This window comes from Loktanella atrilutea, assembly GCF_900128995.1.
In the GTDB taxonomy this organism is placed as follows: Bacteria; Pseudomonadota; Alphaproteobacteria; order Rhodobacterales; family Rhodobacteraceae; genus Loktanella; species Loktanella atrilutea.
In genome coordinates this window covers 1-23,802 of the sequence record NZ_FQUE01000017.1, presented here as the reverse complement: position 1 = coordinate 23,802, position 23,802 = coordinate 1, and the positions used below count along the sequence as shown (strand labels likewise).

Sequence of the window (23,802 nt, the reverse complement as noted above, 5' to 3'; positions counted from 1 at the left end):
GGTATGTCCTGACCGTGGCATAACGATCAAGCAAGACAAATTCGCAAAATCGCCCACTTGCCGCAAGATGACAGGGCAGCCACGTACGAACCGATGGTAAGGTTCATGACTCCAAAGCAGGGCATCCATCAACACCGCAGGCTCGAGACCCGCCGCGACCCGTTCTTGCCCTAGGCTCTCATGTATCAACGTTGTGATCGTTTGCAATGTAAGCGTCCGGTCTGACTGCGTTACCGGCGGGTTTTCCACGGCAAGAGGTCATCGACGCGGGTAATCTTGTAGTCTGGAATGCGGGCAAGCGTATCGGCGAGCCAGGCTTGCGGATCGACGTCATTCAGCTTTGCGGTCTCGATCAGGGTATAGGCGATGGCGGCGGCACGGCCTCCAGCTTGAGAGCCCACGAACAGATAGTTCTTCCGCCCGATCGATGAGGACTCCGTGAACGCAATCTCCAATTCAGAATCCATCTCGCCCTTACAGGCAAGAGCCACCGTTCACGCCTTCAGTTCCAAACGTGATTCCCCTGTGCCCCGGGGTTCTCTAATCGCCCTCGTCAAGTGCTGACCTTTTTGCGGTTCATCATGCGTGCCGGGCTCTTGGGTTCTCTCCGCGGTCGTCGCTGAGGACGCCGCATGTTTGCGTTCAGGTTCGGATGAATCGAAGTGGTGTGCGCGGTCCGTGTGCCGCATGCCCTGGAGCGATCTCACCCTCGCTGCGCGTCCCGGCGGGACGCATTCCGTCATGCTGAAGATCAGCGACATATTCTTATCGTTGGCTGCGTTACGCCATCGCTGCCTCCCTGAAAGGCGTATTCGTGCGCCTCATCGCATCCGGCGTCACTGCGAGTTTCCGCGCCAATGCGACCTTTGCTTTCCTTGGTGCAAAGTATGAAGTTGGCGCAAAGGTAGCTCCACTCTCCTTCGTTTGGTCGTTTTTTGGACATCGAAGTGATCAAATCCACCTCCAAACCACCCAGGGAGTGGTGTCATGGAGTGCTGACTACGCCTCCTGAAGACATTTTCATAACCAAGATACAAAATGGAGCTGAATTATGTCTAACGCGAAGATCGTCGTTCACAACTCTCATGAATTGTCCGCTGCAATCAACACGCTTTCTAGCAGAGAAGGTGGCACGATTCAAGTCGTGAACGCTGGCGAAGTATATTCACTTTCAAAATATCGTGCTGGAACAGACATCGGACAAATCTCGATCGTTGCTGCAGATCCCGAAGATCCACCTATCTTCTCACAGGTAAAGCTTGTTCAGGCGAAAAATATTGTCTTTTCAGGAATGAATTTCAATAGTGTGGACTCCACTTTGGTGGGGAAGGACCTTCAAATCCTGCAATGCAATGACATCAAGTTCGAAAATAACACTTTCGTTAATTCATCCCATGGCTTTTACACAGGTGAGGATGACAATACGGAATTGGGAGGATCACTTGGCCTTGTGCGGGACAGCATGGGCATTGTTTTCTCAGAAAACAACGTTTCAAAATATTATCAAGGCCTTGCTATTATTGACAGCATCGGATCAGTCATAGCTGATAACAGGTTCTCGCAGATGACTGGGGACGGCCTCCGCCTGTCAGGAATCCAAGATACACTGATTGAAGGCAACATTTTCACTGATTTCAATGGCTCGACCCAAGACATTAATCATTCCGATATGATTCAGGTTTGGTCAGCACCATACAATAAGATGAATACCGAGAATCTAACAATTAGGGGAAACTTTTTTAACAGTTCTGATGGTGTAGCCACACAGACAATTTTCATAAAAAATGAAACATATACTGAAACTGGCGCAAAATATGAAAATATCACAGTTGAAAATAACACAATTTATAACGGCCATATCCATGGCGTTGCAATTTATGATGCCGTTGGTGTTGTTGTCGCCAACAATACCATGCTGTGGAACCCAGATGCCACGATGCAATCGACCCCGACGAGTGCCCCTGTCACATCCGCACCAGCAATCCAACTGTATGAAGTGGAAGGTGGAACAATCACTGGCAACATCGTAGGCCGTATCTATGCTCCAGGAAATATCATTTCGGATAATGCCATATTGGAATTTTATAACGCGGCCGCAGATAATTATGTTGGAAATAACTTCGTAAATGCCATAAATTCCGGCACCATTGATATACGTGACATGCGATTGCTGATCGACAGCCCTTGGAATGGTCAGTTCGGATCTTCGGATACGCAGTCGGCGCATGTTTCCGGCGAGATCACAGCGGTGATCTGGCAACAACACGAAAGTGGAACGGCTGGACGCGTCTCCTACGACGCATCGCAATCCCTTGGCCCAGATGGTGTGTTATCGGATGCGGCGACTGAATATTCATGGGCATTTTCCGATGGAACGGTGCTGCATGGCATGAAGGTCACTCACAACTTTCGGGATGTTGGGACACAAAGCGTAACGCTGACCATTGCCACTTATCTCGGGGAGGACAGCGTGACCCGCACTACCCAGATCGCGGCAGACTTGCTTGTCGCCATTGATTTCGATGGGAACGTCAGTGACTCTAGCAGTTATGCGTCGACTCTGACCGAGGTTGGCATCCATCAACACATTGCGGGAGTCAGCGGTGAGGGATTGTACCTGAATGGGTCAAATAAACTGCAAATCGATCGTGAAAATGCACAGATTCAGAACATGTCCAGCTTCACGGTGAATATGTCCCTAAAGCGTGATACCGGCGGCGATGGAGGGACCTTTTTGCATATGCACAAGACATTGCGGGCCGAAATTGCCGACGATGGTGCGGTGCACTTCACCCTGACCACCACGGATGGGACATTTACCGCCAAAACCGCATCAGGACTGATGAGCGATGACAACTGGCACGATCTCTCCTTCACATTTGGCGAGAGCAGGGGTGGGTTACGGATATATGTCGATGACATACTGGCCGCAGAAACCTCAGCCACAGGGATCGTAACGCCGTCTGCCGTGACTTACGACCTTGTCATAGGCAATTCCTGGGGTGCCAGCCTGCAAGGTACGATCGACAACTTCGCTCTGAACCGGTCTATTCAAACGGATGCCGACTTGGCAGATGAAGAAAGTGCACCGTCGCAGCATACCACGAGTATCGGTCCAGCCCAGCCAACTGCTTTCGATTATGTGCTGGAGGACACGCACCCGCTTTTGAAGATCGACTTTGATGGTGGCATCATCGACAGCAGCGACTGGCAATCAAAACTTCGCGTCATCGAAAGCGCTGGGGGTGCCGATATCACCGGCGTCACGGGTCAGGCGTTCGTTCTGGACGGGCAGAGCAAGGTCTACGTAGATCGTGGGAATGACCAGCTGTTGAAGCTCGACAGTTTTACCGTCGGGCTTTCCCTTGCCCGCACCGAGGGAGGCGACGAGGGTACATTCTTGCACATTCACAAGGCGCTCAATGTCAGTATCACCGATACCGGTGCACTGAAGGTCAACATGAAAACTGTCGACGGTTCATTCGTGGCGGTCAGCGCACCCGGGCTGGTCTCTGACAGCGACTGGCACCGGATTGCCGTGGTCTATGACGGCAGTACGGGTGGTGAGGGCCTACAGGTTTATCTGGACGGCCAACTCGCGGGCCACGCCAATGCCCACGGAAAAATGGCGTCGACAGGCACCTATCATCTGGTGGTTGGCAATACCTGGGTCGACAGCCTCGAAGGCAAGGTCGACGATATTGTCGTCGACAGCAAAACCTTTGATGCCAATGACATCTCTCATGACTACATGAAAATGATGGCCGCATTGTTTACAGGCGAGAAGGCAGGGGTGCCCCTTTTCACCGGGGGCGACGACGCAAACCAGCCGCTTGCACAGAACCTGCAGCTTTGTCTGGCATCAGACGGAAATTCGGATGTGGATCTGGGCGAACCACATTTCACGAGCATGACGCAGTTTGGTAACACCGCATTGTTGTCGATGACGTTGCCGAATGACATGATTTTCGACTTCTGAAGCGCCGGGGGTGGCAAGGCATGTTGTGCAGAGCAATGACCATGTCTTAGAGCAGTTGTAACCAATTGGCTCAAAGGTGGCGGCGTTATGCTTCTCAGGATTTCATGTCTCGACTCTCTGACCGCCACCGCCTGTGATGTCACGATTATCGGAGGAGGTCCGTTGGGGCTGAATATGGCGTTTGCTCTGGCGGACCGAAATCTGCGGGTCCTGGTTCTGGAAAGTGGCGATATGGCCGAGACGGCTGAGAATCGCGATCTGTCCGCCGATGAGTTGCTGACGCCCGACACGCATTATGCACCCGAAATCACCGTGACGCGCCGTCTGGGGGGCGCGTCCAATCTGTGGGGCGGGCGCTGCGTGCCTTGCGATCCGATCGATTTTCAGGCGCGACCCTGGCTGGATCTGCCGGCTTGGCCGGTGACCAAGGCAGATCTGGACCCCTATCTGGGTCCGGCCTGTGCCGCGCTGGGGGCCGGAGAGCCGGTGTTTTCCGATCCTGTGCCCAGTCTGACACTTTGCGACGATGCATTCGACACCGACCGGCTGGAACGCTGGAGCGATACGCCCCGCGCCCAGGTCCTGCACCGCGACCGGCTGGAAACCGATCCCCGCGTCATGATCGCGACGGGAGTCAGCGTGACAGGGATGGATCACAATGCGGCGGGCAAGGTCACGGCGCTGCGCGTTTGGATGAACAAGGCCACGGGTCATGTGCCTGTGCGGCAGGTGGTGCTGGCGGCGGGGGGCAATGCTTCGACACGGCTGCTGCTGAACGTGCAGGCCGAGACCCCGGCACTGTTCGGTGGGCCGGACGGGCCGCTGGGACGATATTACATGGGGCATGTGAACGGGCAGATCGCCGATATCATCATGACTGACGAGGCCCTGCACGACGCGCTGGATTTCTATGTCGACGGGCATGGCTCCTACGTGCGTCGCCGTATCACACCGACGGATGCGACGCAAAAGGCCCACAGGCTGGCCAATGTTGCGTTCTGGCCGGTGGTGCCTGAAATTGCGCAGGCCGCACACCGGTCCGGGCCGCTGTCCTCGGTGTTTCTGGGCCTAGGTCTGCCCGGCCTCGGATCCCGCCTGATCGCGGCCCCGATCCGGCTCAAGCATATGGGGCCGAAACCTTGGCGGCGTGGGCCGCATCTGCGTAACCTAATGCGCGATCCTATCAAAACGGCTACCTTCGTGCCCTGGTTCCTGTGGCACCGCCGCTATGCGAGGCACCGGATTCCTGGGTTCTTTCTGAAAAATCCCGGCCGCCGCTACGGACTAGAGTTCCATTCTGAGCATCTGCCCTCGCCCGACAGCCGCATGACCCTGTCAAAGGCCCGCGATCACACCGGGCTGCGCCGCCTGCGTATCGACTTCCGCTTTGCGACCCGCGACGTGGAAAGCGTTCTGAAAGCCCACATCGCCCTTGAGCGCTGGCTGGAGGAGACGGGTCTGGCCCGGCTGGAATACCGCTTTGCCCCCGCCGACCGGGCCGCCGGCGTGCTGTTCGAGGCGCGCCATGGCAATCATCAGGAAGGCACGGTCCGCATGGCCCATACCCCGCAAGAGGGTGTTGTGGATGGCTGGGGCACCTGTTTCGACCTGACCAACCTGCATGTGGTGTCGACGGCGATCTTGCCGACCTCGTCTCAAGCGAACCCCACACTGACCGCGCTGCAACTGGGTCTACGACTGGCCGACCGGCTGGTGCAGAACAGCGTATCTGTCGCACACCGGGAGGCCGCCGATGCGTGAGGTGACGCTGGCCGGACTGGGCGCGACCACCAGCTGTCTGGGATTCGGCTGCGCCTCGCTCGGCTCGCGCGTGTCGGAGGCCCTATCGGTCCGGGCGCTGGCACGTGCCCACGCCCATGGCGTGCGCTGGTTCGACGTGGCCCCCGCCTATGGCGCCGGTGCCGCAGAGCCCATTCTGGGTGCCTTCCTACAGGGGCGGCGCGCCGATGTGCAGATCTGTACCAAGGTTGGTCTGCTGCCTCCGGCGCAAAGCGCGCCGGTGCATCTGGTACGATCGCTGCTGCGTCCGGCTGTGGCGCTGGCCCGACCGCTGCGCGCCGCGATCCGTTGGTCGGGCACCACCGCGAACCTCCGGGTGCCGCTGACGCCGGATCTGCTGCGCAACTCACTTGACCGCAGCCTCAACAGGCTGCGCACCGACTACGTCGATGTGTATGCGCTGCACAACGCGGACCCGGATGATCTGAAGCGTGACGATATCCTGCGCACGTTTGAGGATCTGCTGGCCAGCGGCAAGGTCCGGACTGTGGGTGTCGCGGCGGATGCGGCGGCGGCACGGGCGGCGCTGGCCTGCGGCACGCCATTCGGCCTCGTGCAGTTTGCCCAGCCGCAGGGAGCTGATGATCTGGCCGCCGTCGTTCGGGCGGCAGGGGTCGGTTGCGTGACGCATACGGTCTTCGGTGTGGCCGGGCAGCTTGCTAGGCTGACGGCGCGGCTGAAAGCGAATGATGCGCTGCAAGCGCGATTGGTCGATGCCGGATATGGGGGCACCCCCGAAGAAGCGGCGGCCGCCTTGCTGATGGCCCGCGCACTGGCCTGCAATCCGGCTGGCGTGGTGCTGGCCTCAATGGCCTCAGAGCGGAGCCTGCTGCGCAATCTGGCCTTTGCCAACTCCCCGCCCGATCCGGCGGCCATAGCGCTGTGCAACGCCATTGGACTTTGAAACAGGCCTCCGGTAGGCGATCCACCGGGTCGAGCCCGGATTCGTCATCAAAGGATCCGGTCAGACCGGCCCCGCCAGACAGGAAGACGTAGTGACATTAATCAGCGATACGGCACGCGGCGCGGAGGCTGATCTGACGGTCATCGTAGTCAGTTACAACACCCGCGCGCTGACCCTCACCTGTCTCGAGACACTCTATGCCAATACGGCGCATACGCGGTTTCGTACCGTGGTCTGGGACAACGCTTCCAGCGATGGGTCCCCCGAAGCAGTAGCGGCCCGCTTTCCCCAAGTTCAGGTAATTGCATCCCCGGACAATCTGGGCTTTGCAAGAGCCAACAACGTAGTGGCGGCGCAGGTCACCACCGACTGGCTGCTGCTGCTGAACCCCGACACCGAAGTGCACGCCGGAGCGGTCGATAATCTGCTGGCGTTCTCCAAGGCGCATCCAGGTGCGGGGATCACCGGCGGGCGAACGGTGTTCCCGGACGGATCGCTGAACATCGCGTCGTGCTGGAAACAGATCACGCCTTGGTCGGCCTTCTGCATGGCGGTCGGGCTGACGGCGGCGTTCCGCAAATCGGCCCTGTTCAACCCAGAGGCCATGGGCAGCTGGCAGCGCGACAGCGTGCGCGAGGTCGATATCGTCGTGGGCTGTTTCCTCATGGCCCCCCGCGCGCTCTGGCAGGAGCTTGGGGGGTTCGATCTGAAGTATTTCATGTATGGGGAGGAGGCGGACCTGTGCCTGCGGGCCAAGGCCCGTGGCTATCAGCCGATGATCACGCCGGACGCGCAGATCATGCATCTGGTCGGCGCGTCCTCGGGCCGGGTGGCCGACAAGGTAGTGATGGTGGCCCGATCGCGCGTCACGCTGATCCGCGATCACTGGCCGCAGGTGCTGGTGCCGCTGGGGCTGGCGATGATGTGGCTGTGGGGGGCGCTGCGGGTAGCCGCGGCGCGCGCCCTTGCGCTGAGCGGGCGGGCGCGGCATCGCGAGACAGCCACGAAATGGCGCGGCATCTGGGCGCGGCGCGGCGACTGGCTGAAGGGATATGGGACATGACGCAGCGCACCGGGGCAAGGGGGGCGAGCCACAAGGCCCGCCTGAGCAAGGGCCAGAAACTGCTGCGCCTGCTGGGATCGGTGCTGGACCCGCGGGCCTGGGCGCATGTGGTGAAGATCGTCAACTACTACAACTATTCTCATGTGCAGCCTCTGCGGGCGATCACCCTGGGACCTGGGGCCAACATCAGCCCCAACGTCGCCTTCGCCAACCCCGAGCGGATCACCATCGGCGCGCGGGTCCGGCTGGGAGTGCGCTGCGTGCTCTGGGCCGGGCCGGGGACGGGGCGGATCGTGATCGGGGACGACGTGATGTTCGGCCCCGAGGTGATGCTGACCGCGTCGAGCTATCGCTATAACGATGGACACCCGGTAACCAATCAGGCCATGGATGAGGCGGATATCGTGATCGGCAACGACGTCTGGATCGGCACGCGGGCGGTGCTGTTGCCCGGCGCGCGGATCGGGGACGGGGCTATCATCGGGGCCCATGCGGTGGTGCGCGGAGAGATCCCGGCGATGGCGATTGCCGTCGGCAGCCCGGCGCGCGTGGTCTCGCAACGGCAGATCGGCACTCTGTAAAGCGCCGCACGGGGCGTATGGAAAAGAGTCATAAACCGTATGACTCATGTCGGCGGGAGGGCGGCGGAGTGCAAGACGGGTCCATCCTTGAGAAAAGACCCCGTCTCAGGGTTTGTGGGCCAGACCACCCGGGTCGTCAGTCCCCGGTGGTTCGACCCCAGATCGCCCCCCCAAGGGGCCAGACCTGTCAGCGCCGCACCGCCCCCCACCAGCATGTGATCCAGCGGGACGCCCAGCGGGCCGGCGGCGGCGGGCCAGGTGGCGACCGGGCGGTGCGGCAGGCGTAGGCCGGTCGCCGCGATGATGCGCTGCATCGGGTGGCTCCAGGGGGCGGTATTGAAATCGCCCATCACCAGCAGCGGGCCGGCCGCCTTGCGGCTTTGATCCATCAGGTGCCACAGGTCGACGTCGTAGAAGCCATAGTACCACGGCTTCGTCAGATGGGCGGCGACTACGGTCAGCGGCGCACGCCCGTCCGGGGCCAGCTGAAAGGCGGCGATCCGTCCGGGCCGCGTGGCCGCGATCATGCCGGCAGAGTCAGGGCCGAAGGGCAGGCGCGACAGGACCAGCGTGCTGCAGACCTTGTCCGTGCATCCCAGCCGGTAGGGATAGCGGTCTGCAAGGCGCGGCAAAGCGGGCAGGAACGGCGCGGCCTCGGCCAGCACCACTAAATCGGCCCCGCTGGACAGGATCGCATCGGCAATCTGCGCGGCGGGGGTCGTGTTTTCAGCAAAGAGGTTGAACCAGATCACGGTCAGACCTTCGGCGGCGGTATCACCGGCAGGGGCCGAGAGGCTGACGTAGTCCCGGGCCAGCGTGCCGCCCGCAGCGAGCGCCAGCACAGCCAGCACCATCGCCAGCTGCCACACCCCCAGCAGGGCCAGCCCCAGTGCCAGCAAGAGGCCGCCCCCCAGAAGCTGCGGCGCGAGGCTGTCGCACATCCGCCCGAAAGTGCCGAGGAAGCCGCTGTCGGGCCAGTAGGACGCCGTGGCGCCGGTCAGCAGGCAGAGGACGGCGATCAGGCCCAGCATCCCCGCAAGCGCGGCCCGGCGCGGATCAAGCCTGCGGTGCGGTGCTGTGGAAGCCGGTGTCATGCGCCGGGTGCGCCCTTTGGCGAGAGGGTCTTGACCCCGACCGGGATGTCCAGAAGAACGCCGTTATGCCCTTGCGTTGCCATGTCCTGAATACACTCCGCAGATCGGTCAGCCGCGTGTCTGCACGGGCGCGCACCTGCGTCATAGCGGGTCCGGATCGGGCGGGCCAGTCTGAGTGAGCCGGACAGGCATCGCGGTCTGCCCGGAGGTCTGGTCTGTGGGATAAAACGAAAACTAGCAACTGTATTGTCCGGCGCTGATGGGCTAAGTTTCGCACTTTTGCATTTTTTGCGATTTGTGGGGTAGGTAATACGGGGCTTTTCCCAATCGTTTATTTTGACCCGGCTGTCGCAGCGTTGCTTAGGGTGCGGTCCGGTCGTTCGCAGCCCACGTCCGGGCGCAGAACCTGCACCATGTTCAGGCGTTTTGCTGCTGCACGAGGCAAGGAGGGCGGCTTTCGGGCCGGTGGTCTTTCCCGCGCGGCGCACCGCCGCGAAGTGCCTTGTCGCCAGAGCGCGTTTTTGCTAAGTAGGCGCAGAATAAAAGCCCCGGGACAAGGGGCGGTTACGGCCATTTCAGAAGACTAATCGCGCCGCTTCGGTATGTATTGAGGATTATCCGTGACAGTTCTGGTTCCGCCTTCTTCAGGCGCTTTGCGTCAGGGGATGCAGGGGGCCGGGACCCAGCTGTCAGCTCCCTTGCTGATCCTCTTCATGATCACGCTGCTGACCCCCATCGCTTTCGAGATCGCAGGGGTGCGGTTGTCGCCGAACCGGATCTTCCTGCTGATCGTCATCTTTCCCTATGCGGCCCGCATCATCTCGGGCCAGATTGGGCGCTTTACGGCGGTCGATCTGCTGTTTGTGCTGCACGGGGTCTGGATCTTCATAGCCCTGATCGCCGTGCATGGCACCAACCGCATTCCCTTTGCGGCGATCACCGCGGTCGAGCTGATCGGCGGCTACTTCGTGGGGCGGGTCCTGATCCGGGATATTACCGGATACCGGCTATTGTTCCGGATCATGATGATCGCGCTCATCGTCCTGCTGCCCTTTGCGCTTGTCGAGGCCGTCACCGGCAAGCTGATCATTCCCGACCTGTTGCGGCCGGTGTTCCAGACGCCCTTCCGGGGCGACAGCGCCTATGGGCGGATGGGGCTGGAGCGGGTCTATGTGGTCTTCGACCATCCGATCCTCTGGGGACTGTTCTGTTCGCTGACGCTGGCCAATTTCATCAAGATGGCGCGTGGCAACCTGCTGAAGATCGGCTTTGGCGCGTCCCTGTCGATCTTCACCACGATGCTGTCGCTGTCCTCGGCACCGCTGATGGCCTGCGGGCTGCAGCTGAGCATGCTGGCCTGGGGCTGGATCATGAGGGGACGCTGGAAGCTGCTGCTGATCCTGACGGTGGTCGGCTATGTGGTGATCGACCTGCTGTCCAACCGCACCCCGGTGACGATCCTGATCGACACGCTGACCTTCAACCCCGGGACCGGATACACTCGGATCGCCATCTTCGACGCGGGATGGGCGGCGGTGAAGGGAAGTCCGTTCTTCGGGATCGGCTTCAACGACTGGCCACGGCCGTTCTGGGTGACCGCCTCGGTGGATAATTTCTGGCTGCTGACGGCCATGCGTTACGGGTTCGTCGGTGTAAGCTTTCTGGTACTGGCGCTGCTGTCGCATTTCGTGCTGATGGCGCGGGCCCGGATCACCGATCCCCAGGCGCTGGCGATCCGCATCGGCCATGCCATCGCCTTGGCCGGCATCAGCTTTACCATGGTGACAGTCCACGTCTGGGGCACGATGTCGGTCTTCGTGATGTTCTACATCGGTGCCGGGGCATGGATGTATGCCTATGCGCCGCAGGACGGACATGACGACATCACCGCACAGACTGAAGTGGCCGCCTCCGGGCCACTCTATTCGCGCTTTGCGCCGCGCCCGGCGCGCGCCGGTTCCACACAGAGATCCCAGACCCTGTCTCGGCGACAGGGCGAAACAACCGAGCAGGGCCGCGTATGAACATCCCCAAGGTCAGCGTCGTGATCCCCTGCCACAACCGCGAGGACACGGTCGCCGAGGCGGTGCAGAGCGTGCTGGATCAGGATTTCACTGACTTCGAGCTGGTGGCGGTCGATGATGCCTCGGACGACCGCACGCTGGAGGTGCTGCGCGGCATCGCTGATCCGCGCCTGAGCATCGGCATCAATCCTGGCCCGCGCGGGCCCTCGGCGGCGCGCAACCACGGTGTGGCCCTGACGCAGGCGCCCTGGATCGCGTTTCAGGACAGCGATGATATCTGGATGCCGGACAAGCTGCGCCGCCAGATGGCGCGGCTGGAGGGCAGCGATTTCGTGGCTGCCTATTGCGGCATGCTGGTCAAGGCGGATGCCCGCCCAGACACCCAGATGCAGGCCCGGTTTCCGGGTCCGGACATCCACCCGCTGGAGGGCGATATCCTGCCCAGCCTGACCAAAGGCAGCTATATCTCGACCCAGATGCTGGTCGTGCGGCGCGATGTGTTCGCGACGGTAGGCGGGTTCGACGCGGACCTGACCGCCCTTGTGGACTGGGATCTGATGCTGCGGGTGGCCCAGCAGGGGCCGGTCGCCTTTGTCGATGCGGATCTGGTGGTGCAGCGGATGTCGGACAATTCGATCACCCGGTCCAGCCGCAAGCGGCTGGCGGCGCAGGAATACGTGCTGGCGAAACATGCCACACTTCTGGCGCGCTATCCGGTGGCCTTGGCGCGGCACCATCACCGGCTGGCCGGCGGCTATCGCATGTTCAGGGACTGGCCTGCGGCCGCGCGACACGCCGCACTGGCCCTGCGCGCCACGCCCGGCAATCCGCGTTATCTTGCCTATGCCGCTTATTTGCGCGGCCGGGCGCTATTCTCATGAAAGTATTCAGGACCATGTTGCATAGAATACCGGCCGGACTGGCCCTTGGACTTGCGCTCTGGCTGATGGCCACCGCCGCGTCGGCGCGGGATTTCTATGTCGTCCCTGAGGATCAGGGCAACGCTGACACCGCGACCGGCGCACCGGACAGCCCGTTTCCGACTGTCTGGAAGGCGATACGCAGCGGGCTCGTGTCGGGGGGCGACCGGGTCATCCTGCGTGACGGCACACATGGCACGATCAAGATCGTCAACGCCGCCTTCGACCCGCCGGTGCAGATCATCGCCGAGACACCGGGCAAGGCCCATGCCGACGGGATCATCGTGCAGGGCGGGCACGGACTGCGCTTCAGCGGGCTGTCGGTCTGGCCGCAGGTGCCAAACACCCGGCCCCGCAATATCGTCAGCACTGACAAGACCGCGGCCGACGTGGGCTTTGACGCCATGGACATCCGGGGCGCTCCGGATGCGCCGGACCGCTACATGAGCTGGAGCCTTGACGAATGGATGACCGACTGGCGCGCCAACGGCGTGCGTCTGGACGGGCCGGACAATACGATCAACAATAGCCGCGTCACCGGGGTGGCCTTCGGCATTACCACGACCGGGGACCGCGCACGGGTGACGGGCAACCGGATCGAGGGGTTCAGCGGCGACGGCATGCGCGGTCTGGGCGACGGATCGGTCTTTACTGGCAACCGGGTCGAGAACAGCTTCAAGGTAGATGACAACCACGACGACGGATTCCAGTCTTGGGCCACGAAACCGGATGGTGACGGGCGCAAGACGGTCCGCGATATGGTGATCGAGAACAACACGATCATCGAGTGGACCGGCTCAGCCAATCATCCGCTGCACGGCAAGCTGCAGGGGATCGGGCTGTTCGACGGAATCTACCGGAACTTCACGATCCGCAACAATCTGATCATCATCAACGCCTACCACGGCATAGCGCTTTATGCCGGGGCGGACAGCGTGATCGCCAACAACACGGTGGTCAATGTCAGCGGCGGGTCGGCGGATTATCCCTGGATCCTGCTGCGCGACAACCGCAACGGCTGGGAGGCAGGGGAAACGCAGGTTTTTAACAATGTCGCCATGTCCTACAAGTCTATTGCTAACCCGCTGCAGCGCAATGCGGTGGCGCAGTTTCCCGCACAGTATTTCAGGGATGCGGCGCGGCTGGATTTTAGGCCAAAAGCCGGCGGTCCGCTTATTGATTCAGGCCGCGCGGAGGGTGCCCCCACGACCGACATGACCGGCCGGCCCCGCAATGGACGGCCCGATCTGGGTGCCTTCGAGATGGAATGACGGCGGGATGACCGATGCGGCCCTGCAACGCATGACAAGAGGATTGCATGATCAAGAGCCTGAACAAGCTGCGCTGGCTGCGGCGCATTCTGGTTGGGGCCCGGCGCGGCTATCTGCGTCGGGTCTGGAACATCGACATCCATCCGACGGCAGACATGTCCCTGTCGGCCAAGTTCGATCTGACCAATCCGCGCGGCATCCATATCGGGGCCTATTCCTATATCGCCTTTAACGCTCGCATTCTGACCCATGACATGACCCGCAACATCCGCCGCGACACCTATGTCGGTGAGAACTGCTTTATCGGCGGGCAGTCCCTGATTCTGCCTGGGGTGAAGATCGGCAACGGCTGCGTTGTGGGGGCCGGGTCAGTGGTGACCAAATCGATGCCGGACAACTGCATCGTCGCGGGAAACCCTGCTGTTATCCTGCACCGAGATGTCGCAGTCCTGAGCTATGGCCGGATCGATCCGGCCTGGAGCCGGGCGCGCGCCGCTGAGGCGGCGATGGCAGAGGCCGCCGCCGGGACCGACGGTGAGAAGACCGAAGCCGAATGACCCCTTTAAGGCTGGCGATCACTCTCTCGCTGATCGCGGCGTTGGCCGGCGGCATCCTGCTGTGGTCCGGATCGTCTTCGGATCATCCTGCCATAGTGACTGCCGACCCTTTTGCGGATCCGCCCCGGTCGCCCCGGATCGTGGCCCTGGGCACCAGCCTGACGGCGAACTACGACTGGCCTGTGGCCTTGGGTGAAGCGCTGTCGGCCTGCTTGGACGCGCCGACAGCGCTGGACGTCGTGGCCGGGCCGGGGCAGGCCTCGGACTGGGGGCTGGATCAGGTCCAGCGGGTGATTGCACAGCGCCCGGACGTCGTGCTGATCGAATTCACCGTCAACGATGCGGACCTGCGCCGCGGTCTGTCGCCGCGCGACAGCCGCAGCCGCCACATCGCCATCGTCGCGGCTCTTCACGCGGACTTGCCGCAGACCCGCATCCTGCTGATCGGTACCAATCCCACCTTTGGCCTGCGCGGTCTGCTGCGGTGGCGCATGGGGGCCTATCTGGAGAATTATGCCACGCTGGCCCGGTCGGACCCGCGCGTGGGATTTGTCGATCTGGCCCCGCAGTGGCGGGACATGATGCAGACGCAGGATCGCTCTGCGGTCATGGCGGACGGCGTGCACCCTGTTGCGAAGGCCGCCCGGCAGGTAATGGTGCCACCCTTAGCCCGGACCTTGGCCGCGCTTTGGGATCGCCCGTGCCCTGCGTGACCGGGGGCTGTGCGGCGCGCTTTAGGCGTTTACAGCTCTCGCCCAACAGTGCAATCCGGCGGGATTGACGCGTTTCAGGATGACCGACATGATCCCCGTTGACCCAGATCAGGCCGATCCCCGCGACCGGTTCTTTGACGTCAGTGCCCTGGGCCGGGGGCTAGAAGGGCAGACCGGGCGGTCGGCAGTCACGGTCATGCTGTTCGCCGTGGCCAAGATTGCCGTGGCGCTGGGATCGACCGCCATGCTGGCGCGTCTGGTGCCGCCGGCCCAGCAGGGGATCGTCGCCATGGCCATGCCGGCGGTGCTGATCGCATCGGGCCTGTCCGAATTCGGCCTGGCACAGGCCGTGGTGCAGCGTCCCCATGTGACCCACCGTCTGGCCTCGACCCTGCTGTGGACCAACGTGGCGCTGGGGCTGAGCCTTGCCATCATCGTGGCCCTGCTAGGCGTGCCCGCCGCCCGGTTCTATGACACCCCGGAGACGACGGCTGTATTCATCGGCATGTCGCCTTACATTTTCTTTTCGGTGCTGACGGCGCAATATGTGGCTGTCCTACGGCGTCAGATGCGGATTCGCCAGATCGAGGTCGGCAGTCTTGGCGCAACCTTCGCGGCCTCGGGGATCGCCATTCTGGCGGCGATGGCGGGGGCCGGGTACTGGGCGCTGGCGATCCAGCTGGTGCTGGCCGAGTTCCTGAACCTGATCTACCTGTTGGTAGTGTCGCGCTGGCTGCCGTCGAGCCCGCTAAGCTGCCGCTTTGGCGAGGCGCGGGCGGCGCTGAACTTCGGCGGATTCCTGGCCGGAGAGCGGCTGCTGGGGGAATTCGCCCGTAACATGCAGGTCATCGTTATCGGGCGGATGTTTACCCAGATCGACGCGGCGCTGTTCTTCCGCTCGCAGACCATCGCGCAGATGCCGCTGCGGCGGATCGCATCGCCCTTGTCCGGGGCCTTTATCCCCGCGCTGAGCCGGTTGCAGGGCGATCCGGCGGCCTTTCGGGCGATGTACGTGCGGCAGATCAGCCGGGCGAACCTGATTATGGTGCCGATCGGCCTGATCTTCTGTTCCTGTGCGGATGTGCTGGTACGCGTCATGCTGGGATCGGACTGGACCGCGGCGGCGCCGATCCTGGCCTGGCTTGGCCTGCTGCCGCTGACCGCCCTGACGCTGAGCAGCTTCAGCTGGGTCATGGTCGCTTGCGGGCAAAGCAAGGCCCTGTTCAAGTTCCGAATCTTCGGCACCTCGCTGTTGATCCTGGCGCTGTTCATCGGTAGCCGACTGGGGGTGGTCGGTTTGGTCGCGGCCTATGTAGTGACGCTGGCCTTCGTGCAGGGACCGATCCTAGCGGCGCTGGTGTTGCGCTGCACACCACTGACACTGGCCTCACTGCGTAGTGCGCTACTGGGCGAGGCGCTGTTCGCGACCTTATCGCTAGCGCTGCTGATGGCCGTGCGCCGGATGCTAACGCTGGATTATGCACTGCAGGAGGCGCTTGTGGTCGTGGCGGTTCTGGCCCTGCTTTATGCCCTGCGGCTGATGAGCGACGCGGGGCTGCGAGACGATGTGGCAAAGGTGCTGCAAATCCTCCGCCGCTGATCCTGCCGCCCGCGTCGTCCGTCGCAGCGGCGGACGCAGACACCGCGCGGTGCCGTCAGCGCTTGTTCAGACCCTTTTCATATCGTCGGGCCTGTCTGCAGTGACGCCCTTGGACCCCGCCTGCCGTTGTCCGTCAGGGGCAGCGCCAGACCCCGACGGAGCCGCCGGGGCTTTAGACCCCATGATCGCGGTGTGAACTGACTAGGCCGGTAGCCGCTCCCGCGGCATTCTCCGTTTGAGGGTTGCACAGGATTGGCTGGTGCCGAGCCTCAAGAATGGGCGAGAGACCAGATGCATGATAGTACGTTTATTGGGCTGGATGTCCACAAGGCGACAATCTCGGTCGCAGTCGCACAAGATGGGCGTGGTGGTGAGGTCCGCCACTGGCGGACGGTTCCGCACCAGCCGATCACATCCGAAAGCTGGTGGAGAAGTTCAGCGCTGGCGGACGTCGTCTGCATTTCTGCTATGAGGCTGGGCCATGCGGCTATGGCCTGCATCGCCAGCTTGTCGAGTTGAGGCATGACTGCATCGTGGTCGCCCCCTCACTCATTCCCGTAAAGGCGGGCGACCGGGTGAAGACGGACGGCCGCGATGCGATGATGCTGGCGAAACTGCACCGTGCAGGCGAATTGACGGCAGTGTGGGTACCGCTTTCATCAGCATGGAGGAGAAGGTGAAGCATTTTGTGGGACTCGATGTGTCTATAAAGGAAACGGCCATCTGCATTATGGACGATGCCGGGCAACGTGTTTGGGAAGGCAGCGTGCCCAGTTCGGCCGATGCCATTGCAGCGATCATTCTTGAGAAGGCATCTGATCTCATTAGCGCCGGTATAGAGACTGGGCCTCAAGCTGTCTGGCTTTGGCATGCCTTGCGCGACAGAGGGATCGCGGCCGACTGCATTCACGCCCGGCGTGCCGCTGCCTTGAAGTTGCAAGCCAACAAAAAGGATCGCAACGATGCCTTCGGGCTCGCCCGACTGGTGCACAGTGGGTGGTATGAACCAGTGGCGATCAAGTCCTTTGACCGTTGCCGCATGCGTGGCGTTCTGACGGAGCGGGAGCGCATCGTTCGAATGTGCACGATGATGATCAACCAGATCAGAGGCTTGGCCAAGACTTTCGGGTTACAGCTATCGGCGAGCAAAGGGGAGGTCTTCGAGCAGTCAGTGCATCGCGCATTGCCGGACGATGCCGTTTTGCGCAATCAGTTCGAAGGCCCTCTGTCGGTGCTGTCCGGGCTCAAGGGCCAGCGCCGGCATTTGATTGGCAACTTGCACGCTTCGCACGATAAGACGCGGCCTGCCGGATCGTCTCAAGTGCCCAGGTGTCGGCAGTCTTATGGCGATCGCCTTAGTGACGGCAGTGGACGACCCAACTCGGTTCCGGTCAGCCTGCGACGTCGGTGCCTATCTTGGGCTGACGCCCAAGCGCTATCAGTCGGGCGCAGTCGACATTGGCGGGCGGATCTCAAAGACAGGAGATCGCTTGACCCGCAAGATTCTGTTCGCGGCGGCCACAGTGATCCTGTATCGCGCGTCACCATCCATTGCGTTGAAGCAGTGGGGTTTGAGACTGAGTGCGCGATCAGGGAAGTGGAAGGCCCGCGTCGCCATGGCGCGCAAGCTGGCCATCACGCTTCTGACCATGTGGAAAACCAACACGATGTTCGAGAACAGGAGCTTCGCCACATAATTTTGAGACAACCGAACGTCAAACACGTTCCGGGTCTGGCCAAAGTCATCTCGAGACGCGCTTTGCTGCATGCCGCGAGATTGGCGATGACAGCGTGAATCACATGGAGAGACTTTCAAGCATGGCGCCATTGTGAGGCAGATCTGAATATCTGACCTCGAAGACACGCAATGGGAACACCATGAGATAGAAGGTATCCGTCCGGTCTTGCAGCGGTTGCCGCCTATTTCGGCATCCAGTTCCAAGGTGCGAGTTCACCGATAAGGTTGATCTTGTGATCGGCGATCCGTTCGAGAACCCAAGTGAGCCAGGCTTCGGGATTGACGTTGTTCATGCGGGGTCTCAACGAGCTTGTAAGCGACAGCCGCGGCCTTGCCGCCACCTTCCGAGCCCATGAAGAGGTAGTTTTTCCGTCCGAGAGTCAGGGGCCTGATTGACCGCTCGCAGATGTTGTTAGCGGGCATGCTGGATAGTGTCCCGGGGCGTTCTCTAATCGCCCTCGTCAAGTGCTGACCTTTTTGCGGTTCATCATACGTGCCGGGCTCTTGGGTTCTCTCCGCGGTCGTCGCTGAGGACGCCGCATGTTTGCGTTTAGGGTCGGGTGGATCGAAGTGGTGTGCGCGGTCTGTTGCCGCACGCCCGGGAGCGATCTTACCCTCGCTGTGCGTCCCGGAAGGACGCACTCCGTCGTGCTGAAGATCAGCGACGTATTCGTATCTTTGGCTGCGTTACGCCATCTTTGCCTCCCTGAAAGGCGTATTCGTGCGCCACATCGCATGCAGCGTCAGAACCGCTTCTTCTTACCCTTCTTACCCGCCATGGAGTGCCTCAAAATGTCCACTATCCGTGGTGGACACTATCAGCCTCGGTTTCCGCCCGTCAGAGCAGCCACAGCGGACAGATACGATAGAAGACCCGAAAATTGCCTTGAACGATTAGACAACAAGGTGGGTGATTTCTTTGCCTATGACGGCGAGACGACGAACCCGGCGCGGGCTGGCAACTGGTCCGTGCGCGATGGCGTCAGTGCGCTGGGGAACACGACCCTGCAGGACGAGAGCCGGAGCAATGCAGACGTGGCGGCCTATCCGATGTGGTGACTCGGGGACATCCTGCCTACCGGATTGACGGCCGGTACGGGTGACACGCCGCTGGTGGTCAGTTCCGTAAATGACCGGTCCGCAGGTGCCGGGACCGGCAGCGGCGATTACAACCTGTGGGCACGACGGATCTGGCAGTTATCCCGGCGGGGCTAACCCTTTGGCCGGTCGATCTGAAAGGGCACGCTCTTGCCGCAGGCGGAGGAGCACTGGCCGGCGCGTTGCAGTTCGGTTGATAGATTTCGCGCCGTGCGGCCCCGTGCGGCCTGACCGTCAGCGCGGGGTCTGCACCGTCAGCGCTTCCAGAGCCTGACCTTGGTTTCGAGCCCCAGAATCTCCGCGATCAGCCGGTGCGACCGGGTGCCGGGATGGTCGCGGTAGCCTTGCGCCCGGGCAAAGGCCAAGGCGCGGCGGCCCAGTTCCGTCTCGCCAGCCTTGAAGGCGGCGCGGGCGACGAAGTAAATTTCTTGGCAGATCAGCGGGATCGCCGGGGCGAAGGAGGTGCCACGCACCTTATCCACCAGCCCTGCATTGGCGCGGAACCGGCTGTCGAGCGCGCGCAGCGACTGGTTGCTTGTGATCGAGTTGGGGTTAATTCGGGCGTGGATCGCGGCCCCGGTATCATTCTTCCAGATCAGGGGTCGGGACAGCAGGGCGCGCAAGGTGAATTCGAGATCCTGCGCCCGCGCAAGGCTTTCGTCCCAGCCGCCCACCTCGGTCACGAAACTTGTGCGCCACAAGATGCCCGGCGGGTTGACGTAATCACCGCTCATCCAGCCGATAAAGAAGGTCTCTGGCGCGATGAGACCAGTGTAGCGGTGGCGCAGGTTACGGTGGCCGTCGTCGTATTCCAGATGCATGTCCGACAGCACCATGTCCGCGCCCTTAGCCTGTGCCAGTCCGGCGGCGGCGGCCAGTATCCCGCCTTCGAAATAATCGTCGGCGTCCAGAAACACCACGTAATCCGCACCCCGTTCGACCGCGATGGCGTGGCCGGCGTTGCGGGCGTGGCAGGCGCCGCGGTTGGGGCCGGTCAGCAGGGTCACGCGGTCACCGAAGGCCCGCACCGCAGCGACAGAGCCATCGGTGGAGCCGTCGTCGACAACGATGACCTGCGTGCCCGGATGGTCCTGATCAAGGACCGAATCGATCGTCCTAGCAATCCAAGGGGCGGCGTTGAAGCAGGGGATGACGACGGCCAGACGGGAAGACATGCTCTTGTTTCTTTCGATTCAGATCGGCGCGGACAAGACCCTTTTTCGCCATCTGACGACAATTGGCAAGCAAGCCCGGGCCGCCCGGACCGGAACACGGCAAGAGAGATGACGACCGGACCGAGATCGACATGTGCAACTGCAGCATCATCCTGTATCACGGCCCCGGCAGATTGGAGCTCCAGAACCATGAAGATCCGAGACACGCAAACGGCCCGAAACCGCCTGAAGCAGAAAGTCAGCGTCTTTCTCTACGGGTTGTTCGAGGGGGTCGAAAAGACAGCCACCACGCATCGGATGGCGTATCTGAAGACTCGGTTTCAAAGTATTGGGACTTTTGTCCGGATCGATCCCACCGTGCGCATCGAAGGCCCGAAAGGGCTGAGTATTGCCAATAACGTCCATATCGGGCGCGATTGCCATCTGCGGGCCGATGGTGGTCTGTGGATCGGCGAGAACACCCATATTTCCAGAAATGTCACGATTTACAGCTCAGACCACCGGTTCCGGGATGCAGAGGCTCTGCCCTATGACAATAGCCGGGCATGGAAGCCGGTCGCCATCCACGCGAATGTCTGGATCGGCATTAATGTCTGCATCCTGCCCGGGGTCACCATCGGCGAGGGCGCGATCATCGCCATGGGATCGGTCATCGCCAAGGATGTGCCACCCTTTGCGATCGTCGGCCCGCAGCCGTTCCGCATGCTGGGCGAGCGGGACTCGGAGCACTATCGCGAGATCCAGGCGGAACGCCATTTTGGAGGTCAGGATGGCAGGCTGCTGCCGCTATCGACCGTTTCAGGCTATCGGCCCTCGGGGCGGTCCGCCCCCCCCGACATCTGTTTCGTGGCGAGCACAGGCAGATCGGGGAGCACGACGATATCCGATGTCCTGAGCGCCGACGCGACCATCGTTGCCCGGCATGAACCCCGGTTGCAGCTTGTGAAATTGTCCACGGACTATCTGCATGGTGAGATCTCCGAGTCAGAGATTACAGAACGGCTGGGAGAGATGATCCTTGACCGGTCGCATTTCGACGCGTGCAAGACATACCTTGAATCGGACCAGAAATATTTCAATCTGATCGGCCCCCTGTGCCGGATTCTGCCCGAGGCGAAATTCATCTGGCTGGTCCGGTCGGGTATCGATGTCGTGGCGTCGGGCATGGGGCGAAGCTGGTTTGCAGACCCCTCCCACAAGAACTGGGATGTGGTGCACTGGTACTTTCATACCTACAGGCCGCGTGGCGACCTTGCCGGTGCGATGTCACCCGAGGAATGGCAAGCGGCGGGTCCGTTCGAACGCAATTGCTGGTACTGGGATTTCGTCAACCGCAGGATCAGGGCAGATCTCGCGGATCTGCCCAAGACCCGCAAGATGTTCATGCGCCTTGAGGACATGTCGGACCGGCTGAGCGACCTTCAGACCTTTCTTGGCACCGGACACAGCGCGCTCAAATCGAAGGAGAGCAATACCGCCCTTCATGCCAAACATCACGTCGCGCATTGGACGGAGCAGGAACGCGCCATCTTTTCCCGCCGTTGCGGCCCATTGATGGCCGAGCTCTATCCCGAGGCTCACTGGTAACTTGCGCTTAATATTGGCTGTGGCTGTGCACGCCCGTCCGAGTCAGCCGGAATCAATTCGCTCTGGATGGTGGGCTCCATGATCTCGAAACGGGCAAATTGCACTAATGCACGAATCACCCCAGAGCGACTCTATCTCATCTATTGATGCCCCTGTTGGTGCAAGTGATTTTTGAACGGCGCGAGCGTGTGATCAGGTGCGGCCATGTATCAAGCCTCTTTGTGCGGCGCTGATATGACCGCCGGCCGGTATGGCGATGCGCGGACCAGAAGCATATCAACAAACCGAGCCCCGCAAAGGCCATGTCACTGGACCTTCGACGTGAACTCCTATCATAGATATTCGACACCCGGTCCTGACATGCCAAGAAGAGATGCTTCACGATGCCCGACCCGCATGACACTCCGCCCGGCACAGGTGCGCGGGCGCCCCGGGCGGCGATCATCATACCGCACTTCAACGATGTCACCCGCCTGACGAAATGTCTGGCTGCCCTGGCGCCACAGCTTCCGGCTGGCGGTGTGGTGGAAGTGGTGGTGGTCGACAACGGCTCCCGCGAACGGCTTGATCCCGCCCGCGACGTCCGCCCGGACGTTCGCTTTCTGACGGAGCCGCGCAGAGGCGCTGCCGCAGCCCGCAATACCGGGGTAGGTGCCACCACGGCACCCAACCTGTTTTTCATCGATGCGGATTGTGTGCCTGGGCCGGACTGGCTGCGGACGGCGCTAGCCCTGTGTGGGTCCGATGGCATCATCGGCGGCCGCGTCGATCTGTTCGATGAAACGCCGCCGCCGCGATCAGGTGCCGAAGCCTTTGAGACAGTGTTCGCTTTTCCACAAAAGACGTACATCACGCGCAAGAATTTCTCGGTCACCGCCAATCTGCTGACCACCCGGGTCGTATTTGATGATACCGGGCCTTTCGATGGCACGATGGTCGAGGATTCCGACTGGTGTCAGCGTGCTGTCGCCCGCGGCTGGCCGATTGCTTATCACCCCGAACTGGCCGTCGCCCATCCCACCCGCAACGACTGGGCGGCGCTGCGGCGCAAATGGCGGCGCACCACGGCGGAAAATTATTTCGCTGGCGGCACAGGTGCGGCGGCGCGGGTCCGCTGGGGGTTCCGGGCGCTAGCGGTGCTGGCCTCGGCCCCCGTGCATGTGCCGCGCGTCCTGCGACATCCGGCGCTTGCAAAGGGCGAACGGATAAGCTGCGTGATCGTTCTGCTGAAATTGCGGGTGTTGCGGGCTTATTGGATGCTGCGACAGGCGCTGCTGGGAGAGAGGCCCCTGAACAGCTGACATGGGGGTCGCAATTCGAGGCGCAGGCGTGTACCCAAAGGCGCGCGGGATGGATGACGGTTTACCAGCAAAAGAGTATAGAGTTGGCGTGACGGGTTCCTTGAGACGACCGGCGACACAGGGATGGCGTAAAGATGATTGAGACGACAGATATCGCGGGCGTCTTGACACTGATTCCGCGCCGGTTTTCCGACAATCGCGGGTCGTTTCAGGAGACCTACAACCGTCACACGTTGGCGGGTCTTGGGATCGATACGGTCTTCGTGCAGGACAACCAGAGCTGGAGCCGCGAGGCCGGTACGGTGCGCGGCCTGCATTTCCAGGCGCCACCCCATGCACAGGCCAAGATTGTGCGGGTGCTGGTGGGTGAGATCTTCGATGTGGCGGTGGACATCCG

18 protein-coding genes and 3 pseudogenes are annotated in these 23,802 nt (G+C 61.6%); 17 read left to right on the top strand and 4 right to left on the bottom strand.

Features of this window, described 5'->3' with window-relative positions; translation table 11 throughout:
* Positions 1-230 precede the first annotated feature (230 nt).
* A pseudogene (locus tag BUA54_RS18815) lies at positions 231-425 on the bottom strand (transposase domain-containing protein); the annotation flags it as partial.
* 626 nt (positions 426-1,051) lie between these two features.
* On the opposite strand from BUA54_RS18815, the gene BUA54_RS18810 reads away from it, so the two are divergent.
* The 5 genes from BUA54_RS18810 (at position 1,052) to BUA54_RS18790 (ending at position 8,327) form a co-directional block, all read left to right on the top strand.
* Positions 1,052-3,979 carry a LamG-like jellyroll fold domain-containing protein gene (locus tag BUA54_RS18810; protein ID WP_084114639.1) on the top strand — a complete coding sequence of 976 codons (2,928 nt, stop codon included), beginning with the start codon at positions 1,052-1,054 and terminating at the stop codon, positions 3,977-3,979.
* 87 nt (positions 3,980-4,066) lie between these two features.
* Positions 4,067-5,740 carry a GMC family oxidoreductase gene (locus tag BUA54_RS18805; RefSeq protein ID WP_084114637.1) on the top strand — a complete coding sequence of 558 codons (1,674 nt, stop codon included), beginning with the start codon at positions 4,067-4,069 and terminating at the stop codon, positions 5,738-5,740.
* Complete coding sequence (locus tag BUA54_RS18800) at positions 5,733-6,683, top strand: aldo/keto reductase (RefSeq protein ID WP_072858798.1); 951 nt, start codon at positions 5,733-5,735, stop codon at positions 6,681-6,683. The genes BUA54_RS18805 and BUA54_RS18800 overlap by 8 nt, the downstream gene beginning before the upstream one ends.
* A 91-nt stretch (positions 6,684-6,774) precedes the next feature.
* Positions 6,775-7,746 carry a glycosyltransferase family 2 protein gene (locus BUA54_RS18795; RefSeq protein ID WP_245810798.1) on the top strand — a complete coding sequence of 324 codons (972 nt, stop codon included), beginning with the start codon at positions 6,775-6,777 and terminating at the stop codon, positions 7,744-7,746.
* Positions 7,743-8,327: an acyltransferase gene (locus BUA54_RS18790; protein WP_072858797.1), complete on the top strand. Its 585-nt coding sequence runs from the start codon at positions 7,743-7,745 to the stop codon at positions 8,325-8,327. The genes BUA54_RS18795 and BUA54_RS18790 overlap by 4 nt, the downstream gene beginning before the upstream one ends.
* Before the next feature lie 44 nt (positions 8,328-8,371).
* On the opposite strand, the gene BUA54_RS18785 is transcribed toward BUA54_RS18790, so the two are convergent.
* Complete coding sequence (locus BUA54_RS18785; protein ID WP_072858796.1) at positions 8,372-9,421, bottom strand: endonuclease/exonuclease/phosphatase family protein; 1,050 nt, start codon at positions 9,419-9,421, stop codon at positions 8,372-8,374.
* 620 nt (positions 9,422-10,041) lie between these two features.
* Between BUA54_RS18785 and BUA54_RS18780 the strand changes: the two genes are divergently transcribed.
* From BUA54_RS18780 to BUA54_RS21015, 8 genes and pseudogenes are all read left to right on the top strand, one after another.
* Positions 10,042-11,445, top strand: coding sequence for an O-antigen ligase family protein (locus tag BUA54_RS18780; protein WP_143155523.1), 1,404 nt, complete (start codon positions 10,042-10,044; stop codon positions 11,443-11,445).
* Complete coding sequence (locus BUA54_RS18775; protein WP_072858794.1) at positions 11,442-12,326, top strand: glycosyltransferase family 2 protein; 885 nt, start codon at positions 11,442-11,444, stop codon at positions 12,324-12,326. The genes BUA54_RS18780 and BUA54_RS18775 overlap by 4 nt, the downstream gene beginning before the upstream one ends.
* A 14-nt stretch (positions 12,327-12,340) precedes the next feature.
* A complete protein-coding gene (locus BUA54_RS18770) occupies positions 12,341-13,636 on the top strand; it encodes a right-handed parallel beta-helix repeat-containing protein (RefSeq protein WP_178352794.1) in 1,296 nt (431 codons plus the stop codon).
* 47 nt (positions 13,637-13,683) lie between these two features.
* Positions 13,684-14,193 (top strand): acyltransferase, encoded by a 510-nt coding sequence (locus BUA54_RS18765; RefSeq protein WP_084114629.1) that lies wholly within the window; start codon positions 13,684-13,686, stop codon positions 14,191-14,193.
* Complete coding sequence (locus tag BUA54_RS18760) at positions 14,190-14,906, top strand: SGNH/GDSL hydrolase family protein (RefSeq protein ID WP_084114627.1); 717 nt, start codon at positions 14,190-14,192, stop codon at positions 14,904-14,906. Before BUA54_RS18765 ends, BUA54_RS18760 begins: the two co-directional genes overlap by 4 nt.
* 88 nt (positions 14,907-14,994) lie before the next feature.
* Positions 14,995-16,506, top strand: a complete 1,512-nt coding sequence (locus BUA54_RS18755) for a lipopolysaccharide biosynthesis protein (RefSeq protein ID WP_072858792.1) — start codon at positions 14,995-14,997, stop codon at positions 16,504-16,506.
* Positions 16,507-16,797: 291 nt separating this feature from the next.
* Positions 16,798-17,159 (top strand): annotated as a pseudogene (locus BUA54_RS21920) (IS110 family transposase); the annotation flags it as partial.
* Positions 17,160-17,170: 11 nt separating this feature from the next.
* On the top strand, positions 17,171-18,301 hold the full coding sequence (locus BUA54_RS21015) for an IS110 family transposase (protein ID WP_425434988.1): 1,131 nt from the start codon (positions 17,171-17,173) through the stop codon (positions 18,299-18,301).
* Positions 18,302-18,426: 125 nt separating this feature from the next.
* Here BUA54_RS21015 and BUA54_RS18740 read toward each other — a convergent pair.
* Positions 18,427-18,658: pseudogene (locus BUA54_RS18740) on the bottom strand (transposase domain-containing protein); the annotation flags it as partial.
* 492 nt (positions 18,659-19,150) lie between these two features.
* On the opposite strand from BUA54_RS18740, the gene BUA54_RS21315 reads away from it, so the two are divergent.
* Complete coding sequence (locus BUA54_RS21315; protein ID WP_178352793.1) at positions 19,151-19,303, top strand: hypothetical protein; 153 nt, start codon at positions 19,151-19,153, stop codon at positions 19,301-19,303.
* Between the two features lie 293 nt (positions 19,304-19,596).
* Here the strand turns inward: BUA54_RS21315 and BUA54_RS18735 are convergent, their stop codons facing one another.
* Positions 19,597-20,517, bottom strand: a complete 921-nt coding sequence (locus BUA54_RS18735; RefSeq protein ID WP_072858791.1) for a glycosyltransferase — start codon at positions 20,515-20,517, stop codon at positions 19,597-19,599.
* Positions 20,518-20,706: 189 nt separating this feature from the next.
* Between BUA54_RS18735 and BUA54_RS18730 the strand changes: the two genes are divergently transcribed.
* The 3 genes from BUA54_RS18730 to BUA54_RS18720 all read left to right on the top strand — a co-directional run.
* Positions 20,707-22,104 (top strand): DapH/DapD/GlmU-related protein, encoded by a 1,398-nt coding sequence (locus BUA54_RS18730; protein ID WP_072858790.1) that lies wholly within the window; start codon positions 20,707-20,709, stop codon positions 22,102-22,104.
* A gap of 383 nt (positions 22,105-22,487) precedes the next feature.
* A complete protein-coding gene (locus tag BUA54_RS18725; protein WP_072858789.1) occupies positions 22,488-23,405 on the top strand; it encodes a glycosyltransferase family 2 protein in 918 nt (305 codons plus the stop codon).
* A 134-nt stretch (positions 23,406-23,539) separates the two neighbouring features.
* Positions 23,540-23,802, top strand: a 263-nt coding sequence (locus BUA54_RS18720; RefSeq protein WP_143155520.1) for a dTDP-4-dehydrorhamnose 3,5-epimerase family protein, incomplete at its 3' end; no start/stop codon positions are given.

Coding starts and splice junctions, on each gene's coding strand:
- BUA54_RS18810 (WP_084114639.1), top strand. CDS start 1,052: ATGTCTAACGCGAAGATCGTCGTTCACAACTCTCATGAATTGTCCGCT.
- BUA54_RS18805 (WP_084114637.1), top strand. CDS start 4,067: ATGCTTCTCAGGATTTCATGTCTCGACTCTCTGACCGCCACCGCCTGT.
- BUA54_RS18800 (WP_072858798.1), top strand. CDS start 5,733: ATGCGTGAGGTGACGCTGGCCGGACTGGGCGCGACCACCAGCTGTCTG.
- BUA54_RS18790 (WP_072858797.1), top strand. CDS start 7,743: ATGACGCAGCGCACCGGGGCAAGGGGGGCGAGCCACAAGGCCCGCCTG.
- BUA54_RS18785 (WP_072858796.1), bottom strand. CDS start 9,421: ATGACACCGGCTTCCACAGCACCGCACCGCAGGCTTGATCCGCGCCGG.
- BUA54_RS18775 (WP_072858794.1), top strand. CDS start 11,442: ATGAACATCCCCAAGGTCAGCGTCGTGATCCCCTGCCACAACCGCGAG.
- BUA54_RS18770 (WP_178352794.1), top strand. CDS start 12,341: ATGTTGCATAGAATACCGGCCGGACTGGCCCTTGGACTTGCGCTCTGG.
- BUA54_RS18765 (WP_084114629.1), top strand. CDS start 13,684: ATGATCAAGAGCCTGAACAAGCTGCGCTGGCTGCGGCGCATTCTGGTT.
- BUA54_RS18760 (WP_084114627.1), top strand. CDS start 14,190: ATGACCCCTTTAAGGCTGGCGATCACTCTCTCGCTGATCGCGGCGTTG.
- BUA54_RS18755 (WP_072858792.1), top strand. CDS start 14,995: ATGATCCCCGTTGACCCAGATCAGGCCGATCCCCGCGACCGGTTCTTT.
- BUA54_RS21015 (WP_425434988.1), top strand. CDS start 17,171: ATGGAGGAGAAGGTGAAGCATTTTGTGGGACTCGATGTGTCTATAAAG.
- BUA54_RS18735 (WP_072858791.1), bottom strand. CDS start 20,517: ATGTCTTCCCGTCTGGCCGTCGTCATCCCCTGCTTCAACGCCGCCCCT.
- BUA54_RS18730 (WP_072858790.1), top strand. CDS start 20,707: ATGAAGATCCGAGACACGCAAACGGCCCGAAACCGCCTGAAGCAGAAA.
- BUA54_RS18725 (WP_072858789.1), top strand. CDS start 22,488: ATGCCCGACCCGCATGACACTCCGCCCGGCACAGGTGCGCGGGCGCCC.